The sequence below is a fragment of the Streptomyces sp. NPDC127038 genome (assembly GCF_042725875.1).
Taxonomy (GTDB): domain Bacteria; phylum Actinomycetota; class Actinomycetes; order Streptomycetales; family Streptomycetaceae; genus Streptomyces.
Genome location: NZ_JBHXDQ010000010.1, coordinates 105,029 through 121,634, shown reverse-complemented (window position 1 = coordinate 121,634; position 16,606 = coordinate 105,029). Strand labels below are relative to the sequence as shown.

Here is a 16,606-nt window from a genome sequence, read left to right as displayed (position 1 = left end):
GGCGGGCGGTCGGGGGGACGGCAAGAACGGGGGCACCTTTCGGCTCCCGGCATGGGCGGGCCTTAGGCGGCTGCTTCGTGCGAAGCGCTCAGCGCGGAGAGCGTGTCGGTCCACACGGGTGCGTACTGCCGCTTGTAGGCCTGCTGAAGGCCGGTGGTCCGACCCAGGTCCAAGGCGTCGAATCCCTCGCCGGTGAGGTCCTCGATGAGGTGGCGCAGCAGGGCGTGGCCGGGGGCGAGGTGTCGCTGGGAGGGGTCCATGGCCGGGATGAGCGAGTAGCAGCGCGGGCCCCGGGTGAGGAGTAGCTGCGCGGCAATGACGCGGTTGTCGACGGCGAGCGTGGCGATGCAGGCGTGGGCGGCGCCGATGTTGCGGAGCACAGCCAGCCATTGGTCTTGGTCGGCGGCTGTGAGGCTGCCGGGCAGCGGGTCGTGGCCGGTCCAGCGCTGCTGGTGCAGGCGGGCCAGTACAACAAAGGCGTTCAGCAGGTCCGCGGTGTGGCGGGTACGGGTGTAGGTGATGGACCGGCCGGCGTCGGTGAGACGCCCCCAAGTCCGGCGTCGGCGGGTGTGCTGGCGTTGGGTGGATGTCGGCAGGCGGTCGTAGTGGACCGGGAGCTGAATGACTGCGCTGGGGGTCGTGGTGCAGTCCCAGCCGACGTCTTGGCACAGCAGGGTGAGGACTTGCCCCAGGGCGCTGGGGGCGGGGATGTCGGTCATCACAACGTCGGCGCCAGCGTCGTCGGTGAGCAGCAGGTGAAAGGCGAGCGCCCGGGCCACGCCGGGGTCCTCGGCGTACGGGCCGATGGGGCGTACGCACTCGGCGTGGGGGGCGGACAGCGGCAGGATGCGCGTGCGAGGGGCGTCATCGTGGCGGACCAGGGCCAGCGCGGCGAGCCATCGGCCGGTGTGGCTCGTGGCGGCTAGCACGAGCGGCGTGGCGGTGGCCGGCAGGTGGCGGGCCCATGCGGCGAGCCAGGCCGGCGACTGGAAGGGGGTGGCTTCCCGGTCTGCCGCATACAGCTCGCGCCAGTGCAGGGCGAGAGCGTCCATGGCGCCTGGCCCGACGTACTCGCGGATGGTGACAGTCGGCATGTCTGTCCTCGTCAGGGATGGGAGGGCGTGGACGGTGTGCGCAGGGCGGCGGCGAAGTCGCGGGCGACGGCGGCCGCCGCGGCCACCTGGGCACGCGGGCGTGCCTGCATGCGGCGGATGACCGCGGAGCCGACGACCACCAGGTCGGCCGATGCCGCGGCGTGGCGGGCCTGGGCGGGAGTGGAGATGCCTATCCCGGCGGCCACCGGCAGGCTCGTCAGGCTTCGCAGCTGGGCGATGAAGCCCGGCAGTCGGGGGCTGATCGGCTGCGCGTTGCCGCTCACACCGTCAGTGGCGGAGGCGTAGACCATGCCGGTGGCTGCGGTGACGATGCGGGCCAGCCGGTCCGGCCGTGTGCGCGGGGAGACGAGTGGGACCGCGGCCAGGCCCGCGCTCGCAGCAGCCTCTCTCCACGGGCCGGCTTCCTCGATGGGCAGGTCGGGGATCAGCACGCCGCTGATTCCGGCGGCCGCCGCCTCTTCGGCGAAGGGGCGCAGCCCGAAGGAATGGACGGGCTGCCAGTACGACATGGCCATCAGGGCTGTTGGCGAGCTCGCAGACAGTTCCCGCGCCTGGGAGAAGAGGTCCGCCATCGTGAATCCGGCGGCAAGGGCGGTCCGCGAGGCTTCCTGGATGTCGGGGCCGTCCAGCACTCCTCCGGCATAGGGGACACCGAGTTCGACGACGTCGGCGTCCTGCGCCAGCAGGTGCAGCGCGTCCATGCCCGTCAGCCGGCTCGGGTAGCAGATGGGCAGGTAGGTGGCCAGCGCGCACCGGTTCTGTGCCTGAGCTGCTTCCACGGTTCGTTCGAGGTCCGTGCCTGCTGGTCCGCAGGCCGGCCACCATGGGGACGGCGCTGCGCCATGGCAGGGCGTAGAAGGCTTCACCGCGGTGACGTCCCTGCGTAGAGGCCGGAGGCTTCCAGCGAGCGGATCGTGGCGTAGTCCTGGTTGACGGCGGTGAGGTTGTCGGCGGCCAGGACCAGCCGGCCCGGGGAGGTCAGCAGATCGACGGTCCGGGTGACGGGGCCGCCGCCGATCAGGGCGCCGACGTGGCCGCGGACGGTCGGCAGGGTCAGCAGGAACCGCAGCAGGTGCGGGTCGAGCGTTCCGTCCCGCGGAGCGATGAGGCTGACTTTGGTGACGAAGGGCTGCGGGTGCGAGGCGGACAGACGGTCCGGCTGCCCGGTGATCGCTGCGTGGACGGCGTCGCGGATGTGATCGCTGCCGGTGGCCGCACGGAGCGCGTCGGGAGGGTAGGAGCCTTCCGGGCGGGCACCGGTTTCGATCAGAACGGGGCCGCGGTTGGGCACGTGCATGACCTCGGTGTGGGCCGGACCGGTCGTGATGCCAAGGACGTCCAGGACACGTGCGGTGTAGGTCGCGAGTTTGCGCGGGATGATCCGGCTTGGCTGCAGCAGGTCGAGCCGGTCGTAGAGGTGGCCGATGCGGTGGTCGGCCCAGAACTCGGTGAAGGCGTGCCGGGCGACGCTGGACGAATCCGGAGCGGAGACGCTGTTGACGACGTACTGGGTGCCGGGCAGTCGCTCTTGCAGGATCAGGGTGGTGTTGCTGCCGCCCATCGCGTTCGGGATTTGGTGCAGACGGTGCCAGGCGGACCGGATCTGGTCGGGGCTGTCGCAGAAGGCCACGCCGTCGCTTCCGGCACTGTCGGCCGGTTTGAGGACGAATTCCGTGCCTGGCTGCAGGCTGGCCCAGGCCAGCGCCTCGGTGAGGCTGTCGGTGGCGAGGCTGTGGGGTGCGTCGATGCCTGCATCGTGGAGCGCGGCCGCCATGGCGCCCTTGTCGCGGCGGAGCGAGGAAGTTCGCGGACTGTTGCCGGGCAGGCCCAGGCGCGAGGCGAGGGCCTCCGCGAGCGGCACACCGATCTCCGTGCCGGCGAGGACGGCGCTCACGCCGAACGCACGCAGTGCGTGCGCGGTCGACTCCAGGTCGCCGTCGTGGACGACGACGTGGCTGTAGCCGCGCGGGTCGAAGCCTTTCCGGTAAATGGGGGGCAGCAGGTCCTGGGCGGGGGTGACGGCGACGCAGCCCCATCCCTGGGTGGTGACTTCGGCCTGGTAGTACTTGCCGGTCCCGTAGGGGGCGACCACTGCGGCCACGCCGGAGGTCGCCGGCACGGCAGGGGCTGAGCCGCGGCTGGTGGGGTGAAGGGTGGGGACGGTCATCAGGGGGCGCTCCGAATCCGTGAGGGGCAGGTGCAGGCGGGGCCGGTCAGCGGATGCATGCGGTGCTCCGGCCAGTCGCGTGCAGACAGTCGTGCAGGCTGCGGACGGGGGTGGCGAGCGCAAGGCCGACGAGTTGCGCGGGGGCACAGAACCAGCGGGCCAGGTCGAGGCCGGCACAGCGCAGTTCACTGGCCAGGCCGGGAACAGTGAATTTGGCGGAGATCTCGGTGAGCAGGTCCTCGCCCTCGGCGAAAGAGACGGCCATGTCGAGGGCCGGGATCTTCACGGTCTGCGCGAGCCGCGACCGCAGCCGCATCTCGATCCACGCGCGCCTGGCGTCCCAGAGCGCGACATGCTCGAACGCGTCGAGGTCGAAGTCGGCGTTGAGCTCCCGGTTGAGGACCCTCAGCACGTTGGCGTTGAACTGTCCTGTGACCGCCTGGTCGGCGTAGGCGGCGACCAGGACGTCTTCGCTTTTGACCAGGTCGACGCCAAGGAGCAGCGTGTCGCCCGGCTCCAGCAGTTCCCGAACCAAGGCGTAGAACGCGGCGCGTTGGACCGGCATCAGGTTGCCGATGGTGCTGCCCAGCAGTGCGACGATCCGCGGCCCGGGCGCCGGTGGAAGGGTGAGGCGGTTGGTGAAGTCGGCGATCAGTGCCTGCACGGTGAGTGCGGGCCGCTCGCGGGCCAGGACCGTACCTGCGTCCCTGAGGGCGCTTTCGCTGACGTCGACGGGGATATAGGTGTGCAGGTGGGGCAGTGCGTCCAGCAGAAGGCGGGTCTTGGACGACGACCCGCTTCCCAGCTCGATGAGGGTGCGGGCGCCGGTGGCTTCGGCGATGTCGCCGGCCCGTGTGCTGAGCAGGTCCCGCTCAGCCCGTGTCGCGTAGTAGGTCGGCAGTTCGGTGATCTGCTCGAAGAGCAGACTGCCGCGGGCGTCGTAGAACCACTTCGGAGGCAGCGATTTCGGCGTGGCTCCCAGCCCGCGGCGGACGTCGGCGTGCAGGGCGGCCGTGGTGTCGTCGCTGGGCAGAAGACGGGTGACGGTGAACGGGCTCAAGGCTAGGCTCCCTCAGGGGTGGAGCAGGACACGGGCCGGTGGCCGGTGACGGCGGGGGGACCGGCCGCGGCAAGGACGGCGGCGCCTGCGGCTGCGCCGGCGGGCAGGATCGCCGCGGTGGGCAGCAGCCCGGCGGCCGCCGTGCCGAGCGCGCAGCCGATGTCGAGCGCGGCCACCAGAAGGGCGTAGGCCTCCGTGACGGATCGGCTCGGTGCGAGGCTCCCGGCGACCACGAATGCGCTGCCCAGCAATGCCGCCATGCTCAGCCCCGCAACGGCCGCCGCCACGGCGGCCGTTGCGGGATGGCCGGCTGCTGTCAGGGGCAGCCAGCCGGCTGCGAACACCCCGGACAGGACTGTCAGGTTCGGGGTGCCGGGCCGTGTGCGGGCTCCGTAGAGAAGTCCGCCGAGCACCGCACCGGCGGACAGGGCCGCGGGCAGCACTCCTGCCAGGGACGGGGTGTGGAAGCGGGCTGCTGCGGCCACCGCGAGCGGGGTGATGGCGCCGATCGGGATGCCCACCCCGACCATCGCCAGGTACAGGGTGCGCAACGGTGCGGAGCGGATCGGGCCCAGCCAGTCGGCCGGGCCGGGTGCGGCGCGCCAGGCCCGGGAGACCGGCGTACTGACGACCACCGCGGTGCCTGCCATGCCCAGTGCGGCTGTGGCCAGCAGCGCTCCCTGCGCGCAGAGGAGCACCGCGATCGCCATCACCGCGAGCGGGCCCACGATGTAGATGAGTTCCTGAACTGCCGTCTCCAGGGCCAGAGCTGTCTGCTGGTGGGCGCGGGTGGGCATGGCCGAGTTCTCGGCCGGTCCCCACAGGGCACGCAGCCCGGACTCCAGCGCCGGCCGGACGGTCCCCGCGATGAGTACGCACCCGACAGCCCACGCAGTCTGGCGCGGCCCGGTCACCACGCCGATGAGGGCTGTGTTGCTCAGGGCCGAGCCTGCTGTGAAGGCCTTCACCTGCCCGTACCGGTCGGCCAGGCGTCCGGACAGTGGTCCACCAACTGCGCTGGCCAGCAGGTAGACCGCGGCCTCGGCGCTGGCCGTGCCGTAGCCCTGGGCGTCGGCGGTGACGAGCAGCAGGGCGAGCGGCGCCATGGCCGTGGGCATGCGGCCGATGAGGGTCCCGGCCAGCAGGCGCCGGGCGCAGGGGACGTGCAGGACCTCCCGGTATCCGACGCGGGGCGCGGCCGGCAGCCGGGAGGGCGACGCCGTGATGAACCCGCCCTCGGACGGTGCCGGAGCGGTGCGCGGACGTTGGGCGGGATCGGCGGCGGACAAGGGATGGTGCACGGCGGGCGCGGAGCGGCGCAGGACAGGCATGGGGGCTAAGCGGTGAACTCGTGCAGCACGGAGCAGTTCTGGGGGCGGATGCCGGTTCTGACGACGCAGACGCGGATCTTGTAGGTGGCGCCCTCCTGCAGGTTGAAGTAGCTCGCGTCGCGCGAGGTGCACCTGCCGTCGTTCCTGGTGTCGGCGACCTGGTAGAGGAGGCTGTTGTTGATGGAGGCGATCTGGACGAGGGCCAGGTATCCGTCGGTGGCGATGTCACATGCGGTCGTTTTGTCGCCGTAGGCCTTGAAGTAGCCGGAGGCGCCCGAGTTGCTGCTGAACCACCAGCCCGAGTCGGCTTCGGCGGGCGCCGTCATGGTCACGGCGAGTGTTGCGCCGAGGGCGAGAACAGGGGCTGTGCGGGTGAGGGCGTGGGACAGGTTCATGGGTTCCGTCCGGGATGGCGAGGTCGTCAGGGGTGCTGAGTGACCGCGGGTGCGTGCAGGGAGGTGTCGTGCCGAGCGGGCCGGTGGAGCAGGGCTGCGAGCGGTGCGCACAAGGCGGCGCCGAGCAGGCCGCTGGCGAGGGTTGTGAGGCCGACGAGTTGGTCTCCGCCGGTGGTGATCGACCAGCCCGCCAGGAGAGGTGCTGACATGACGGCGGCGGCCAGGGTGGTGCCCCAGATCCCGGCGTACAGGCCGCGGGCGGGGGCGGGGGCGATCCGGTGGAGGATGTCGGTGGCCGCGACGAATGCGCAGATTTCGCCGGGTACGGCGATGACTGCTGCGACGACGTAGCCGGCGGGTGTGGAGGCGAGCCCTGCCGAGCCGATTCCCGCGCCCAGGACCACGGATCCGAGGGCCAGGTGACCGACCATCGCTGTGGGGCGGGCGGCGCGGCGGGCCAGCCACGGGTTCAGCAGGGGGGAAAGGACGAGGACCGCTGCGGCGCTGGCCAGCTGGGTCCAGCCGTAGGCGGACACCGGCAGGCCGTCGTGGGTCATCATCAGCGGCAGGATGCTGAAGAGCCCGGCGACCGGGATCAGCGCCGCGAGGCTGGCCAGCCACAGAAGCCACAGCCGGGTGTCGCTCAGGGCCTGGCGGTGTCCGCCGCGCGAGTGGGCTGCCCGGACTGCTCCGCCAGGTGGCATGACGGCCAGCACGACGAGGGCGAAGCCGCCGCACACGATGGCGTTGCACCAGACCAGGGGCGAGATGCCCAGAGGTCCGGCGAGCGCGCCTCCGGCCGCTCCGGTGACCGCTGCACCGAGGTTGGTGGCGAAGTGCCGCCAGCCGTTGATGCGGGCGCGCTCCGCACCGCTGGTCACGGTGTCGGCGATGGCGGCCGTGACGATGGGCCAGGGGGCGTAGTAGACGAGGCCCGAGACGGCGGCCGCGGCGGTGACGGCAGACGGGCTTCTCACCTGGGCCAGCAGCGGGAAGACCGCGGCGGCCAGCAGCATGGCTCCTGCGAGGGTGAGTCGTTGGCCGATGCGGTCCGCAAGCCATCCGCACAGGAGCTGACCGGCCAGCCACCCGACGCCGAACGCGCTGAGGACAGCACTGGTCCGGTGCACACCGAGGTGAAGGTCGGCGAGCCGGTAGGACAGGAGCGGGTAGCAGAAGCCGGCTGCCCGGACGGCGAATGTTCCGGTGAGCAGCACCCAGACGAGAGGGGGCCAGTGGCGCGCAGCCGTAGGGAGAGGTGGAGGATGGGACGCGGTCGCGGACAGAGCGGTGGTGGGCACGGGAGCTCCGGGATCTGGGCAGCCCTCGGCGTCTGATGGCCCGGGCGTCGGGGTCAGGAGGAGATGGGGCGGGGTGCCGCCGGGGGCGACGGCACCCCGGAGAGACCGAGGAGCACGGTCGGGCGGAGGACTGCCCGTAGTGCGCGTCCGCGTTCGAGGGTGCGCGGACGTCGGTCCCTGTCCGGCCGGGCACAGGGGGTGTCGGCCGGAGACTGCCGGTGCTGAGCCGCCCGGACCCGCGTGTGCGGTCCAGCGCCGGTCAGCGTCGGGAGTTCATGAACACCGTCGGTGAGAGCGGGAGTTCAGGAACGGGCAGGTGATCCGGGCCTGTGCAGGACTGCCGGGGTGCGGGGTGCGGGCTTCGTGGCGGGAGCTTGGTGCGGCCGGCGGATGCTTGCGCGGGAAGCGGCACCGTCCACTGCGCGTGAGGGCGCCCGCTCAGTTGCCTGGTGCTTGATGGTGGTCACGAGCACAGCAACATCTCCTGGGATGCTGGGATGTGCAGACGTGCTCGGGGGCCAGGCAGCCCTGCCGGGAACGGATCTCTTGCGCGGCGGTAAGGGCTATTCTGACGGCTGCGGCGTGCGGGAACACGCTGCTTGAGCACTCCTGCGGGCTTTGATTCGGTCCTTGCTCTGTGGTGGTGCGCTTCGCATTGGTGGCCGTTCCTTCGCCAAAAGGGACGGCCATCGTGCTGTGTGACTGGCACCGAAGCCCGGCGCCCGGGCGGCAGGTTGCGGTGCCGGACGGGCGCCGGGCCGGCGCCGAAGGCAGTGACGGGTGGGCCACTCCCAGTTCGTGGCGTGATCCTGCCAACCCCCGCAAGGGATGTCAACCGTTGTAGCCGTCCACCGCTATCTGAGTGCCCTGGGGCTGCCCTGTCGACCGTCAGAAGCTAGTCTTCCCAAGCACACATTCGCGCCCCCCACCTGACACCAGGAGACCCACCGGTGAGAGACCCGCGCAGTGCGCTCGCCGAGACCGTGAGCCGGATCGACCTCCTTCTCACGGACGGGCGCACCCGCGACGATGTGCTCGACCTGACGGACCTTTCGGTACAGAGCGGAGTGCCGACCGAGGTCATCGCGGTCCTGCTGGACGGCGGGGAGGCGCCCGCCCAGGACATCAGTGACCGGATCATCGGCCGCATCGTCCATCTACGGGAGACACGACTGCGCCCGGACGGGACCCGGCACTCCTACGAGGAGATCGCCAGTTCCTTCGGTGCCTCTCGCGCCTCGCTGTCGAACATGGTCAACGGACGCAAGAAGGACGCGGCTGCGCGTCCTGCCCGATCGGGCGGCCCGTTGGCCTCCACGCAGGCCGGAATCGAGCGGTTCTTCTTCGGCGAACCCACCGGCTGGCTGTCAGCTGATCCGGAAACAGCCCTCAACGACGCCCTGCAGCCGATTCTCAAGCAACTGCGCACCGCCGCAGGGGACACGGTCGGCGCCGACCGGGCCGTGGCACTGCGCGCGGCGGCCGCGCTGCCGGCCGACAAGTGGGAACTCCTCCAGGGCGTCATCGACACCCTGGAGAAGCAGGCCCGTGCCGAACTGGCCCAAGAGTGAAGCACACTCGGCCCCGCGGCGACGACAGTGCAAGTAGCGTGACAGCCCAGCCAACAGGCAGCCGCCACAAGGGACTTCGGCGGACGACGAACACCAGGAACGGGGACCCGTGGTGCGAGCGGCGACAGTGAGCCAGATGAAGGCCTTAAGCACCCGGTTACTGCGGGGCCTCGCCGAGCAGGACACCAACGGTGACGAGATCTTCACGGCCCTTGGACCGCTGCTCAGCACGATGCGCGGCCGGCCCGTCTTCCTCATGCGGACGACCTTCCCGCCCGACACAGCCAGCGGCATGTGGGTCGACCTGCCCGACATGGACATCCTGGCCGTCCGCGAGGACGCAGCCGACACCGATCACGCGCAGGTGATCCTGGGCCACGAGATCTGGCACATGGTCCAGGGCCACTGCACCGCCCACACCTCGGCCGGACGCGCTGCCGCACGTGCCCGGAGCGGACAGGATGAGGCGATCCACCAGGTCGTGCGGCATCTCCTCGCTTCCGGCGACGGCCCGATCAGCGGCCGCGCCCTCAGCGACCTTCAGTACGCAGCCCGGACCGACTTCGACGCCGAGCAGGAGATCGAGGCCGAGTATTTCGGCCTGCACTTCGGCACCGAGCTCCGTGCTTTTCGCAGGACCCGCCGCCGCCCCGACCTTCACGGTGTGGCGGGCCGTATCGAGGACTCCCTGGGCCGGGGTCCCTGGACGAAGTGAGCGGGTGGATCTACTTCCTGATCGCTGCCGCTCTGTGGGCCGGCCTGGCGGCACACCTCACCGGCCTCCGGCGGACCTGGCGCGACCCGCTCAAACGGGCCTTCTGCACCGTCATCTTCCTCGCCGGCACGTCCTTCGCACTCGGCGCTTCCCCCGTCATCGCAGCCATCAACCGGGCCACCGGCGTCCCCAACGCCGCGGTCCCGGTGGCCTACGGCATGGTGACAGCCTTCAGCGCCGCATCCCTCGTCCTGGTCATCCAGTGGCGCGGCGGCCGCCCCCAGCATGTACGGCGAGTCTCACGCCTGTGGAGTGTCACCTACACCCTGATCATCATCAGCGAGGCCGTCCTGTTCGTACTCGGTGACGCCGGCGCCGAACGCCGGACCGACTTCGACACCTACTACGCCAGCACCCCGTTCATCCGCGAGATGATCATTCTCTACCTGGTCGCCCACACGGCGGCCGCCGTCACCACCACGATCCTGTGCTGGCGCTGGACCAGCCAGACCAACGGATGGACGGGCAGGAGCCTCAAGCTGCTTACGGTGAGCTGGCTGTGCATCTCTTGCTACGGCCCCGCCAAGCTGACGGCCCTCACCCTGCGATGGACCGGACACGCATCGGACGGGCTCAGTACCCAGGTCGCTCCCCTTCTGGTCAGTGTCGGCGCTGCAGGCGTCACCATCGGATTCATCCTGCCGCTCGCAGGACCTGCGCTCGACACCTGCCTCACCCTGCTGCGCCTGCGCCCCCTGGTCCAGCTCCTCCAACCGGCCTCGAGCCGGTGGCAGTTCACCGTGTCGCTGTCCTGGAGGTCCCTGGCCGATGTCGAGCTCCAGCTCACCAGACGCACCACCGCAATCCGCGACGGGCTCAGCCGCCTGAACCCGGTCCTCGATGATGACGTCCAGCAGACTGCCTACGCCCGAGCCATCGCCGACGGCGCGAGCGACACCACAGCCCAGGCCATCGGATCCGCCGCCATGATCGCTGTTGCCACGCAGCCGGGCCGCCAGCGTGCGCGCCACACGAGGGTTCTTCTGGACCCCTATCAGGCGGACCTGCTCCTGCTGGCGCAGGCTGTGCGCACGCCCACCGTCCGGGCCATGATTCGCGCTCACGCCGCCGCGAGCGCAAAGAGCCCTCTGTCGCAGGACCATCCCGAGATGCGCGCCGACAGCGATTCCAAGCCGCCCTCCTGATCGATCGCTCACGTCGTTCCGCGGTGGTGCAACCGCCTCATCGGCTGTCCAAGGAGACGATCAGGTGCCGGAAACGCGCTGCCCGCGCAGGGCGTATTCAGACATTGCGCCGACCGGGCAAGGTTTGCCAGCGCGATAGCCTACGGTCACCTGATCGGATCACCACCAACCGCACAGCGGCTTTCGCGGATGGACACAACCGGATGCACGTCACGGCACTTGACCGCGGCGGCCGCACACGAAATGTGCGCGGAGTTCGCTGCCCGAAGGGCACAGCCAGCAGATGACCAGCGACGCCGTCTTCTACCTCTCCGGCGGAATGCTCCTGCTGGCATGTCTGCTCAAACTCCCCGCCCTCATCCGGGCAAAGGGCCGCGACTGGCTGCTGTCCTCGATTTGCGCACTGCTCCTCGTCGGATCCGGCGTGATCTTCTCCACGGCCCCGACCGTCGTTTCCTACTTACGGCAGTTGACGGGAATCACCAATGTCGCCGTCCCGCTGATTTACATCCTGCTGACTGCCTTCTCCGGAGCGTCCATCGTCCTCGTGCTGAACTGGCGCGGCGGACCAGACGTCACGCAGACACGGCGGCTGTCACGCATCACGATCGCCGTCTACGGCTCGTGCTGCATTCTGATCGCGGTCCTCTTCTCCCTGGGGTCGACCCCCGTCGAGCAGCGCTTCAGATTCGACACCTACTACGCGACCACCCCGTTCATCCGCGAGATGATCGTCCTGTACATCGTGGCCCATGCTGCGGCCTCGCTCACCGCCAGCCGTCTGTGCTGGCGCTGGTCCCACGATGTCCACGGGACCCTCAGGACCGGTCTGCGGATCCTGGCGGCCGGCTACCTGATGCACTACTGCGTCTACGACCCGGCCGTTGCCGCCGCCGTCATCGCCCGGTGGACCGGACGCGACTGGGACTTCCTCATCGAAATCGCACGGCTGATGACTGCGCCCAGCGCCGTCCTGGTCGCGGCCGGGTTCATGATCCCCCTGCTCGGCCCCCGCGGTGAGGAAGCCGTCCGGTACTGGCAGCTCAGCCCCTTGGCCAAGGCCCTGCGCCCGGTCCAAGGGGCAGCCAGCCCCGTCCTGCTGACCCTGCCCTGGTGGCAACAGCCCCTGCGCCTGCGACTGACGCAGCGCCAGACCTACATCGCTGACCGGATCGTCGCCTGCCGCGACCAGTGCGATCACCGCATCCGCGCCGAAGCCCTCGAAGCCGCCCTGGCCGGCAAGACAGCCCCCGACGCCGCGGCCGCCATCGCGGAAGCCGCCATGATCGCCGCCGCCATCGAGCTCCACCGTGCCGGCGCCGATCACGCGGACATCGTCCCGCCGGAGCCCGGCCCCGGCCACACCCTCGACCTCGCCCGGATCTCACGGGCCATGCGAACGCCCATCGTCAGGAACGTCGCCCGACGCACCCGCACGCAGGCCGCCCACAACGGCACTGCGCCAGAGCATGCAGGACGGCGCCGACCGTGAGCTCACCGTCGGCTCGCCCCTGAAGCCTCACGCCCAGCGAACCACGCCCTGGTCACAGCTCTCCGTCGCCGGGCGCCCGCACCGCGCTCGGCGACGGCTCCCGAACGGCGCGTCCCGCATCCCCGGCCAACGCTGCTCAGCCGGCCGTCGAAACGTACGAGCCGAAGAAGGAGCGTTCCGCCTCGGTGAGCGGCGGCCCCTCCAGCGGGGGCAGAACGGGCCCGGCCAGCGTGGCCAGCAGGAGCGAGGGGTGCACCAGCCAGAGCGCGTCCTTCTGGAGCGTGGTCACATCACACATCGCGGAGGACACCCGGTAGGAGGTGGTGGCCACCTTGGTCATGCGGCGTACGTACCTGCCGAGGGCCCGCTCGAGAGCGTTGGGCGGATCACCCGCCACGTCGGGGAACTGCCGGTCCACGGACGTGCTCATCGCCCAGGCCGCCTCGACGGGCTTCGCCGCGGCCCGCTGGACACGGCGCGCGAGTCCGGGGGCTTCGACGCCGCCCTTCTGCAGTTCCTCTTGAAGCGTCTTCGCTCCCAGCGCGGCTACGGACATGCCGTGGCCGTACACGGGGTTGTAGGTGGCGATGGCGTCGCCCAGGGCGACGAAGCCCTCCGGCCAGACGCGGGCTTTCTCGAAGTAGCGGCGCCCGTTGCGGGTGCTCCGGCTCAGGACCACGTCCGTGACGGGCTCGGCGCCGGCAATGAGCTCGCCCACGATCGGGTGCCGCAGGTCGAGAGCGAACCGGGCGAAGTCCTCGTTGCTGGAGGTGGGCTCGCCGCCGCGGGTGCCGCCCAGGCTGACGAGCCACTCGCCGTTCTCGAGGGGCACCAGGTTCGCGGAGCGGCCGGGCCCCCCGGAGTTCGGATCCGCGTTCACCTGAGTCAGGGGCCAGTCCTCGGCGCCCTTGGGGATGCGAAAGCGCCGGCTGGCGTAGACGAGCCCCGAGTCGACAACGGACTCCGCAATATCGGTGATGCCCAGGTCCTTGAGCCAGTGCACGGCCCGGGACCCGCGCCCGCTCGCGTCCACGATCAGGTCCGCAGACAGTTCGCTCTCCTGGCCGTCCTGGTCGCGCAGCCGGACCCCCGTGACCCGCGCTGAACTTCCCGCCAACGCCACGACCTGCCCGGTTCGGACGGTGATGTTCGCTGCCTCCAGGACGGCCTCGCGGATCGTCCACTCCAGCAGGTCCCGGCTGCAGACGGTCAGCGGGTGAGTGTCACGCCCCCAGCGGCGGAACCAGCCTTCAACGCCGTAGGTGAGGAGCGAGGTGAGGGACGAAATACGGGCGCCGGCGGCAGAGAGACGCTCACCTATGCCCGCGCCCGGTATCAGTGATTCGATCGCATCGCGGCCGCTGGGCAGCAGGATGTGCGTATGAAGGCCCTGCGGAATGCCCTTGCGGGGCTCCGGCCCCTGCGGCAGCACGTCGCGTTCAAGGACAATCACTTCCTCGACGCTCCGGGACAGGGCTGACGCGGCCAGCATGCCAGCCAAGCCACCGCCGATGACGACTGCACTATGCGACATGCTGCTCCTCAAAGGTCAATGATCGGGCGGGACTTCACCGTACCCTCGTACTTCGTCCCGGCAGCCAGAGATCAACAGGAAGGCCGGAACACCCCCCGTCCGCGTCCGCCGACGCAGGGCAGACGCCGGTCCCGTTGGCGCGGCAGCACGGCCCCCGGCCCACGGCTGTGGCGCCGGTCAGCAAGATCGTCTGAGTGCCGAGTCGCCGTCCCTGTCGCCACAAGGCATCGCGGCCAACCGGATAGGCCCAGGTCGAGCAGATGAACAGTCAACTGTTCTACAGAACCTGCCCGTTCGGGTGACAGCGTGCCTCCTGTGAACAAGGATGAGGAGGCCGAAAAGGGCACGGCAGACCCGTACCTGGAGGCCCCGGCGCGCTGGTCGCCCAGAGGGCATCCATTTGCCCCATTGAGGCAAGGAGCTGGGGTAAAGGTGACTCTCATCGGACGGAGCCGGCATCGAGCGATATTCATCGCTTCGGCGCCCTCCAGGCAGCGCGTGGCTGATTCCCGTACGGGATGGCCCACCATCCTTCAGGAACGGCAGGCCTGAAGTGAACGGGCTGATCTACTACGTTGCGGCCGCCGTTCTGTGGACCGGGCTCGCCGTGCAGATCCCGGATCTGGTCCGTCATCGACGAGACCCCATCAAGTGGACCTTCTGCACGGTCATCTTCCTGTCCGGACTGTGCTTCCTGCTGGGCGCACCGCCCACCGTGGCGATGGTCAACGGTGTGACCGGCGTCCCGAACATGGCGGCACCCCTGACGTACGGAGCGGTGACAGCCTTCAGCGCGGCGTCCCTCATCCTCATCGTGCAGTGGCGAGGCAGCGACTTCCGTACCGCCCGGGCCTGGCTGTTCAGCTATGCAGCCGTGATCCTCGCCGAGAGCATCCTGTTCGCCCTGGGCCACACCCCGGTCGAACGCCGGGAGGACTTCGACACCTACTACGCCAGCACTCCGTTCATCCGCGAAATGATCATTCTCTACCTGGCCGCCCACGCTGTCGCGGCGCTGACGACCACGATCCTGTGCTGGCGCTGGACCCGCCAGGTCAAGCGCTGGTCCCGCGCCTCCATGGTCCTGCTCGTGCTGGGCTGGCTGTTCACCACCGCCTACAGCATCGTCAAGTTCGTGGCACTGGCCGCGCACTGGCTCGGTCACCCCTGGGACGGCCTCAGCACCCGCGTCGCCCCGCTGATCGCCCTCGGCGCCTGCCTCACATCAGCCGGCTACATCCTCCCGGTCATCGGACCACGCGTTGACTCCACCCTCGCCTACGTACGCCTGCGACCGCTGTTCCGCCTGCTGGCCGCACCCACCAAATCCCCGCGCCCAGGTACCCCGCCGTCCTGGCGGACGATCGGCGATGTCCGCCTTCGGCTCACCACCCGGGAGACCGCTATCCGCGACGGTCTCAAACGACTCTCCGGCCACCTCGACGACCAGGTCCGCCAACACGCCTACCGGGAAGCACTGGCGGCCGGCTCCAGCCCCGCGGCAGCCGACGCGATCGGGACAGCCGCGATGATCGCCGTCGCCGCCCTCGCGGAAGTCCCCTCCCCCGCCACGCCATCAGGCACGCTGGCTCTCGTCGTCGGCGACATCGACCTCGTGGTTCCGATGAGCGGGTACGTAGCACGCTCCCCCAGCGGAGGAGCACCGGTGGTGGACACCGGACAGCCGTCGCTGCTGAGCCTGTCCCGGGCAGTCCGCACGCCAATCGTCGATGCAGCTGTCCAGTCACGCACGACCCAGGTGCGCCAGCACTGAGTGGAGGCACTCGCCTGCGGGCGAGGTGGGGGCCGACGGTCACCAGGCTGGCCCTCGGGTGTGTTCGCTGCGCGGCGCAGCGCCCGCTACAGCCCTCACGCCTTGCTTGTAGGCGGCTGCGGTGCGGTCATCACCCGACGGGAGGCTGGTGTGACCCGGCGTTCGGGGGATGCCGCCGGATCACACCACACCTCACGATCGCATGCGTGGACCCCAATTGCGGGCATCAACAGCGGTCGGCCGTCTGTGACCAGTGGTCTCACCCTCTCCGGTCACGCCCACGTCGGCGTCATAGCCGGCGTTTTCGCCCACGCCCGACTCCAGCGTGACGCCATCGATGCACTGGGCCACGCCCTCGGCGGCCAAGACGACGACCCTGACGACCCACCGCCGTAGCCGTCGTCCGCGGACGTTGCCGTCAGACGCGCCAGAAGCCCCACCGGATTCTCCGATGGGGCTTCTGACTTTCTGCACCAATCATGCCGAGATACGGCAGTGGAAAAACCTAGACGTCTCGTCAGCCTGATGCCCCTTGGGCGACCTCGCTGGCTTCATTCAGGAGACGTTCCACTTCGGCTTTCCACTCGTCCCCGCGGCCTTCATCGACCCACAGGCCATAAGCCTCGGAATCCTCTTCCAGCACCCTGGAAAGAGCCGAAACAACCAGCGAGAAGAAGGAGGGCGGAATCTCGGGGACCGCATCCAACAGTTCTACCTCTTCGAGGACACTGTCTCTTCCCTTGATCTTCGCCAAAGCAACGGCCGAAGCAGCTACCGCCGGCTCGCCCAAGTCGCGATCAAGGTAGTCTCCGGGCTCGACTTCAGTCGCGGACGACAATGCCTCACGCAGCGCGTTGATTACCTCGCCCTCATCAAGCCCTCGCAGCTCATCGAGTAGATCCATCGCTGAGTCGTTCTCGAATGGCCCTACACCTGAAGCGCTCAT

The 16,606-nt window shown here is 69.8% G+C and carries 14 protein-coding genes; 5 read left to right on the top strand and 9 right to left on the bottom strand.

Annotated elements, in window-relative coordinates:
* Window positions 1-62: 62 nt before the first annotated feature.
* The 7 genes from ACFWI4_RS10755 to ACFWI4_RS10725 all read right to left on the bottom strand — a co-directional run bounded on the left by ACFWI4_RS10755 (window position 63) and on the right by ACFWI4_RS10725 (window position 7,369).
* Window positions 63-1,094 carry a GNAT family N-acetyltransferase gene (locus ACFWI4_RS10755; protein WP_387193522.1) on the bottom strand — a complete coding sequence of 344 codons (1,032 nt, stop codon included), beginning with the start codon at window positions 1,092-1,094 and terminating at the stop codon, window positions 63-65.
* A gap of 11 nt (window positions 1,095-1,105) precedes the next feature.
* On the bottom strand, window positions 1,106-1,894 hold the full coding sequence (gene trpA, locus ACFWI4_RS10750) for a tryptophan synthase subunit alpha (RefSeq protein ID WP_387193520.1): 789 nt from the start codon (window positions 1,892-1,894) through the stop codon (window positions 1,106-1,108).
* A gap of 83 nt (window positions 1,895-1,977) precedes the next feature.
* Complete coding sequence (locus ACFWI4_RS10745; protein ID WP_387193517.1) at window positions 1,978-3,282, bottom strand: hypothetical protein; 1,305 nt, start codon at window positions 3,280-3,282, stop codon at window positions 1,978-1,980.
* Window positions 3,283-3,328: 46 nt separating this feature from the next.
* Entirely contained in the window at window positions 3,329-4,342 is a 1,014-nt protein-coding gene (gene egtD / locus ACFWI4_RS10740; protein WP_387193514.1) for an L-histidine N(alpha)-methyltransferase, read from the bottom strand.
* A gap of 2 nt (window positions 4,343-4,344) precedes the next feature.
* Window positions 4,345-5,673, bottom strand: a complete 1,329-nt coding sequence (locus tag ACFWI4_RS10735) for an MFS transporter (RefSeq protein WP_387193511.1) — start codon at window positions 5,671-5,673, stop codon at window positions 4,345-4,347.
* 5 nt (window positions 5,674-5,678) lie between these two features.
* On the bottom strand, window positions 5,679-6,068 hold the full coding sequence (locus ACFWI4_RS10730; RefSeq protein WP_387193508.1) for a hypothetical protein: 390 nt from the start codon (window positions 6,066-6,068) through the stop codon (window positions 5,679-5,681).
* A gap of 26 nt (window positions 6,069-6,094) precedes the next feature.
* On the bottom strand, window positions 6,095-7,369 hold the full coding sequence (locus ACFWI4_RS10725) for an MFS transporter (protein WP_387193505.1): 1,275 nt from the start codon (window positions 7,367-7,369) through the stop codon (window positions 6,095-6,097).
* Window positions 7,370-8,319: 950 nt separating this feature from the next.
* Here ACFWI4_RS10725 and ACFWI4_RS10720 point away from each other — a divergent pair.
* The 4 genes from ACFWI4_RS10720 (at window position 8,320) to ACFWI4_RS10705 (ending at window position 12,352) form a co-directional block, all read left to right on the top strand.
* Window positions 8,320-8,940, top strand: a complete 621-nt coding sequence (locus ACFWI4_RS10720; RefSeq protein WP_387193502.1) for a hypothetical protein — start codon at window positions 8,320-8,322, stop codon at window positions 8,938-8,940.
* A 136-nt stretch (window positions 8,941-9,076) separates the two neighbouring features.
* Window positions 9,077-9,655, top strand: a complete 579-nt coding sequence (locus tag ACFWI4_RS10715) for a toxin-antitoxin system, toxin component (RefSeq protein ID WP_387193499.1) — start codon at window positions 9,077-9,079, stop codon at window positions 9,653-9,655.
* Entirely contained in the window at window positions 9,652-10,860 is a 1,209-nt protein-coding gene (locus tag ACFWI4_RS10710) for an MAB_1171c family putative transporter (protein ID WP_387193496.1), read from the top strand. The genes ACFWI4_RS10715 and ACFWI4_RS10710 overlap by 4 nt, the downstream gene beginning before the upstream one ends.
* Window positions 10,861-11,143: 283 nt before the next feature.
* Window positions 11,144-12,352, top strand: a complete 1,209-nt coding sequence (locus ACFWI4_RS10705) for a DUF6545 domain-containing protein (RefSeq protein WP_387193493.1) — start codon at window positions 11,144-11,146, stop codon at window positions 12,350-12,352.
* A 136-nt stretch (window positions 12,353-12,488) separates the two neighbouring features.
* Here the strand turns inward: ACFWI4_RS10705 and ACFWI4_RS10700 are convergent, their stop codons facing one another.
* Entirely contained in the window at window positions 12,489-13,886 is a 1,398-nt protein-coding gene (locus ACFWI4_RS10700; protein WP_387193490.1) for an FAD-dependent oxidoreductase, read from the bottom strand.
* A 553-nt stretch (window positions 13,887-14,439) separates the two neighbouring features.
* Between ACFWI4_RS10700 and ACFWI4_RS10695 the strand changes: the two genes are divergently transcribed.
* Window positions 14,440-15,660: an MAB_1171c family putative transporter gene (locus ACFWI4_RS10695; protein ID WP_387193487.1), complete on the top strand. Its 1,221-nt coding sequence runs from the start codon at window positions 14,440-14,442 to the stop codon at window positions 15,658-15,660.
* A 517-nt stretch (window positions 15,661-16,177) separates the two neighbouring features.
* On the opposite strand, the gene ACFWI4_RS10690 is transcribed toward ACFWI4_RS10695, so the two are convergent.
* The gene (locus ACFWI4_RS10690; RefSeq protein ID WP_387193670.1) at window positions 16,178-16,606 is read right to left on the bottom strand and encodes a DUF4259 domain-containing protein; all 429 of its coding nucleotides are present in this window, start codon (window positions 16,604-16,606) and stop codon (window positions 16,178-16,180) included.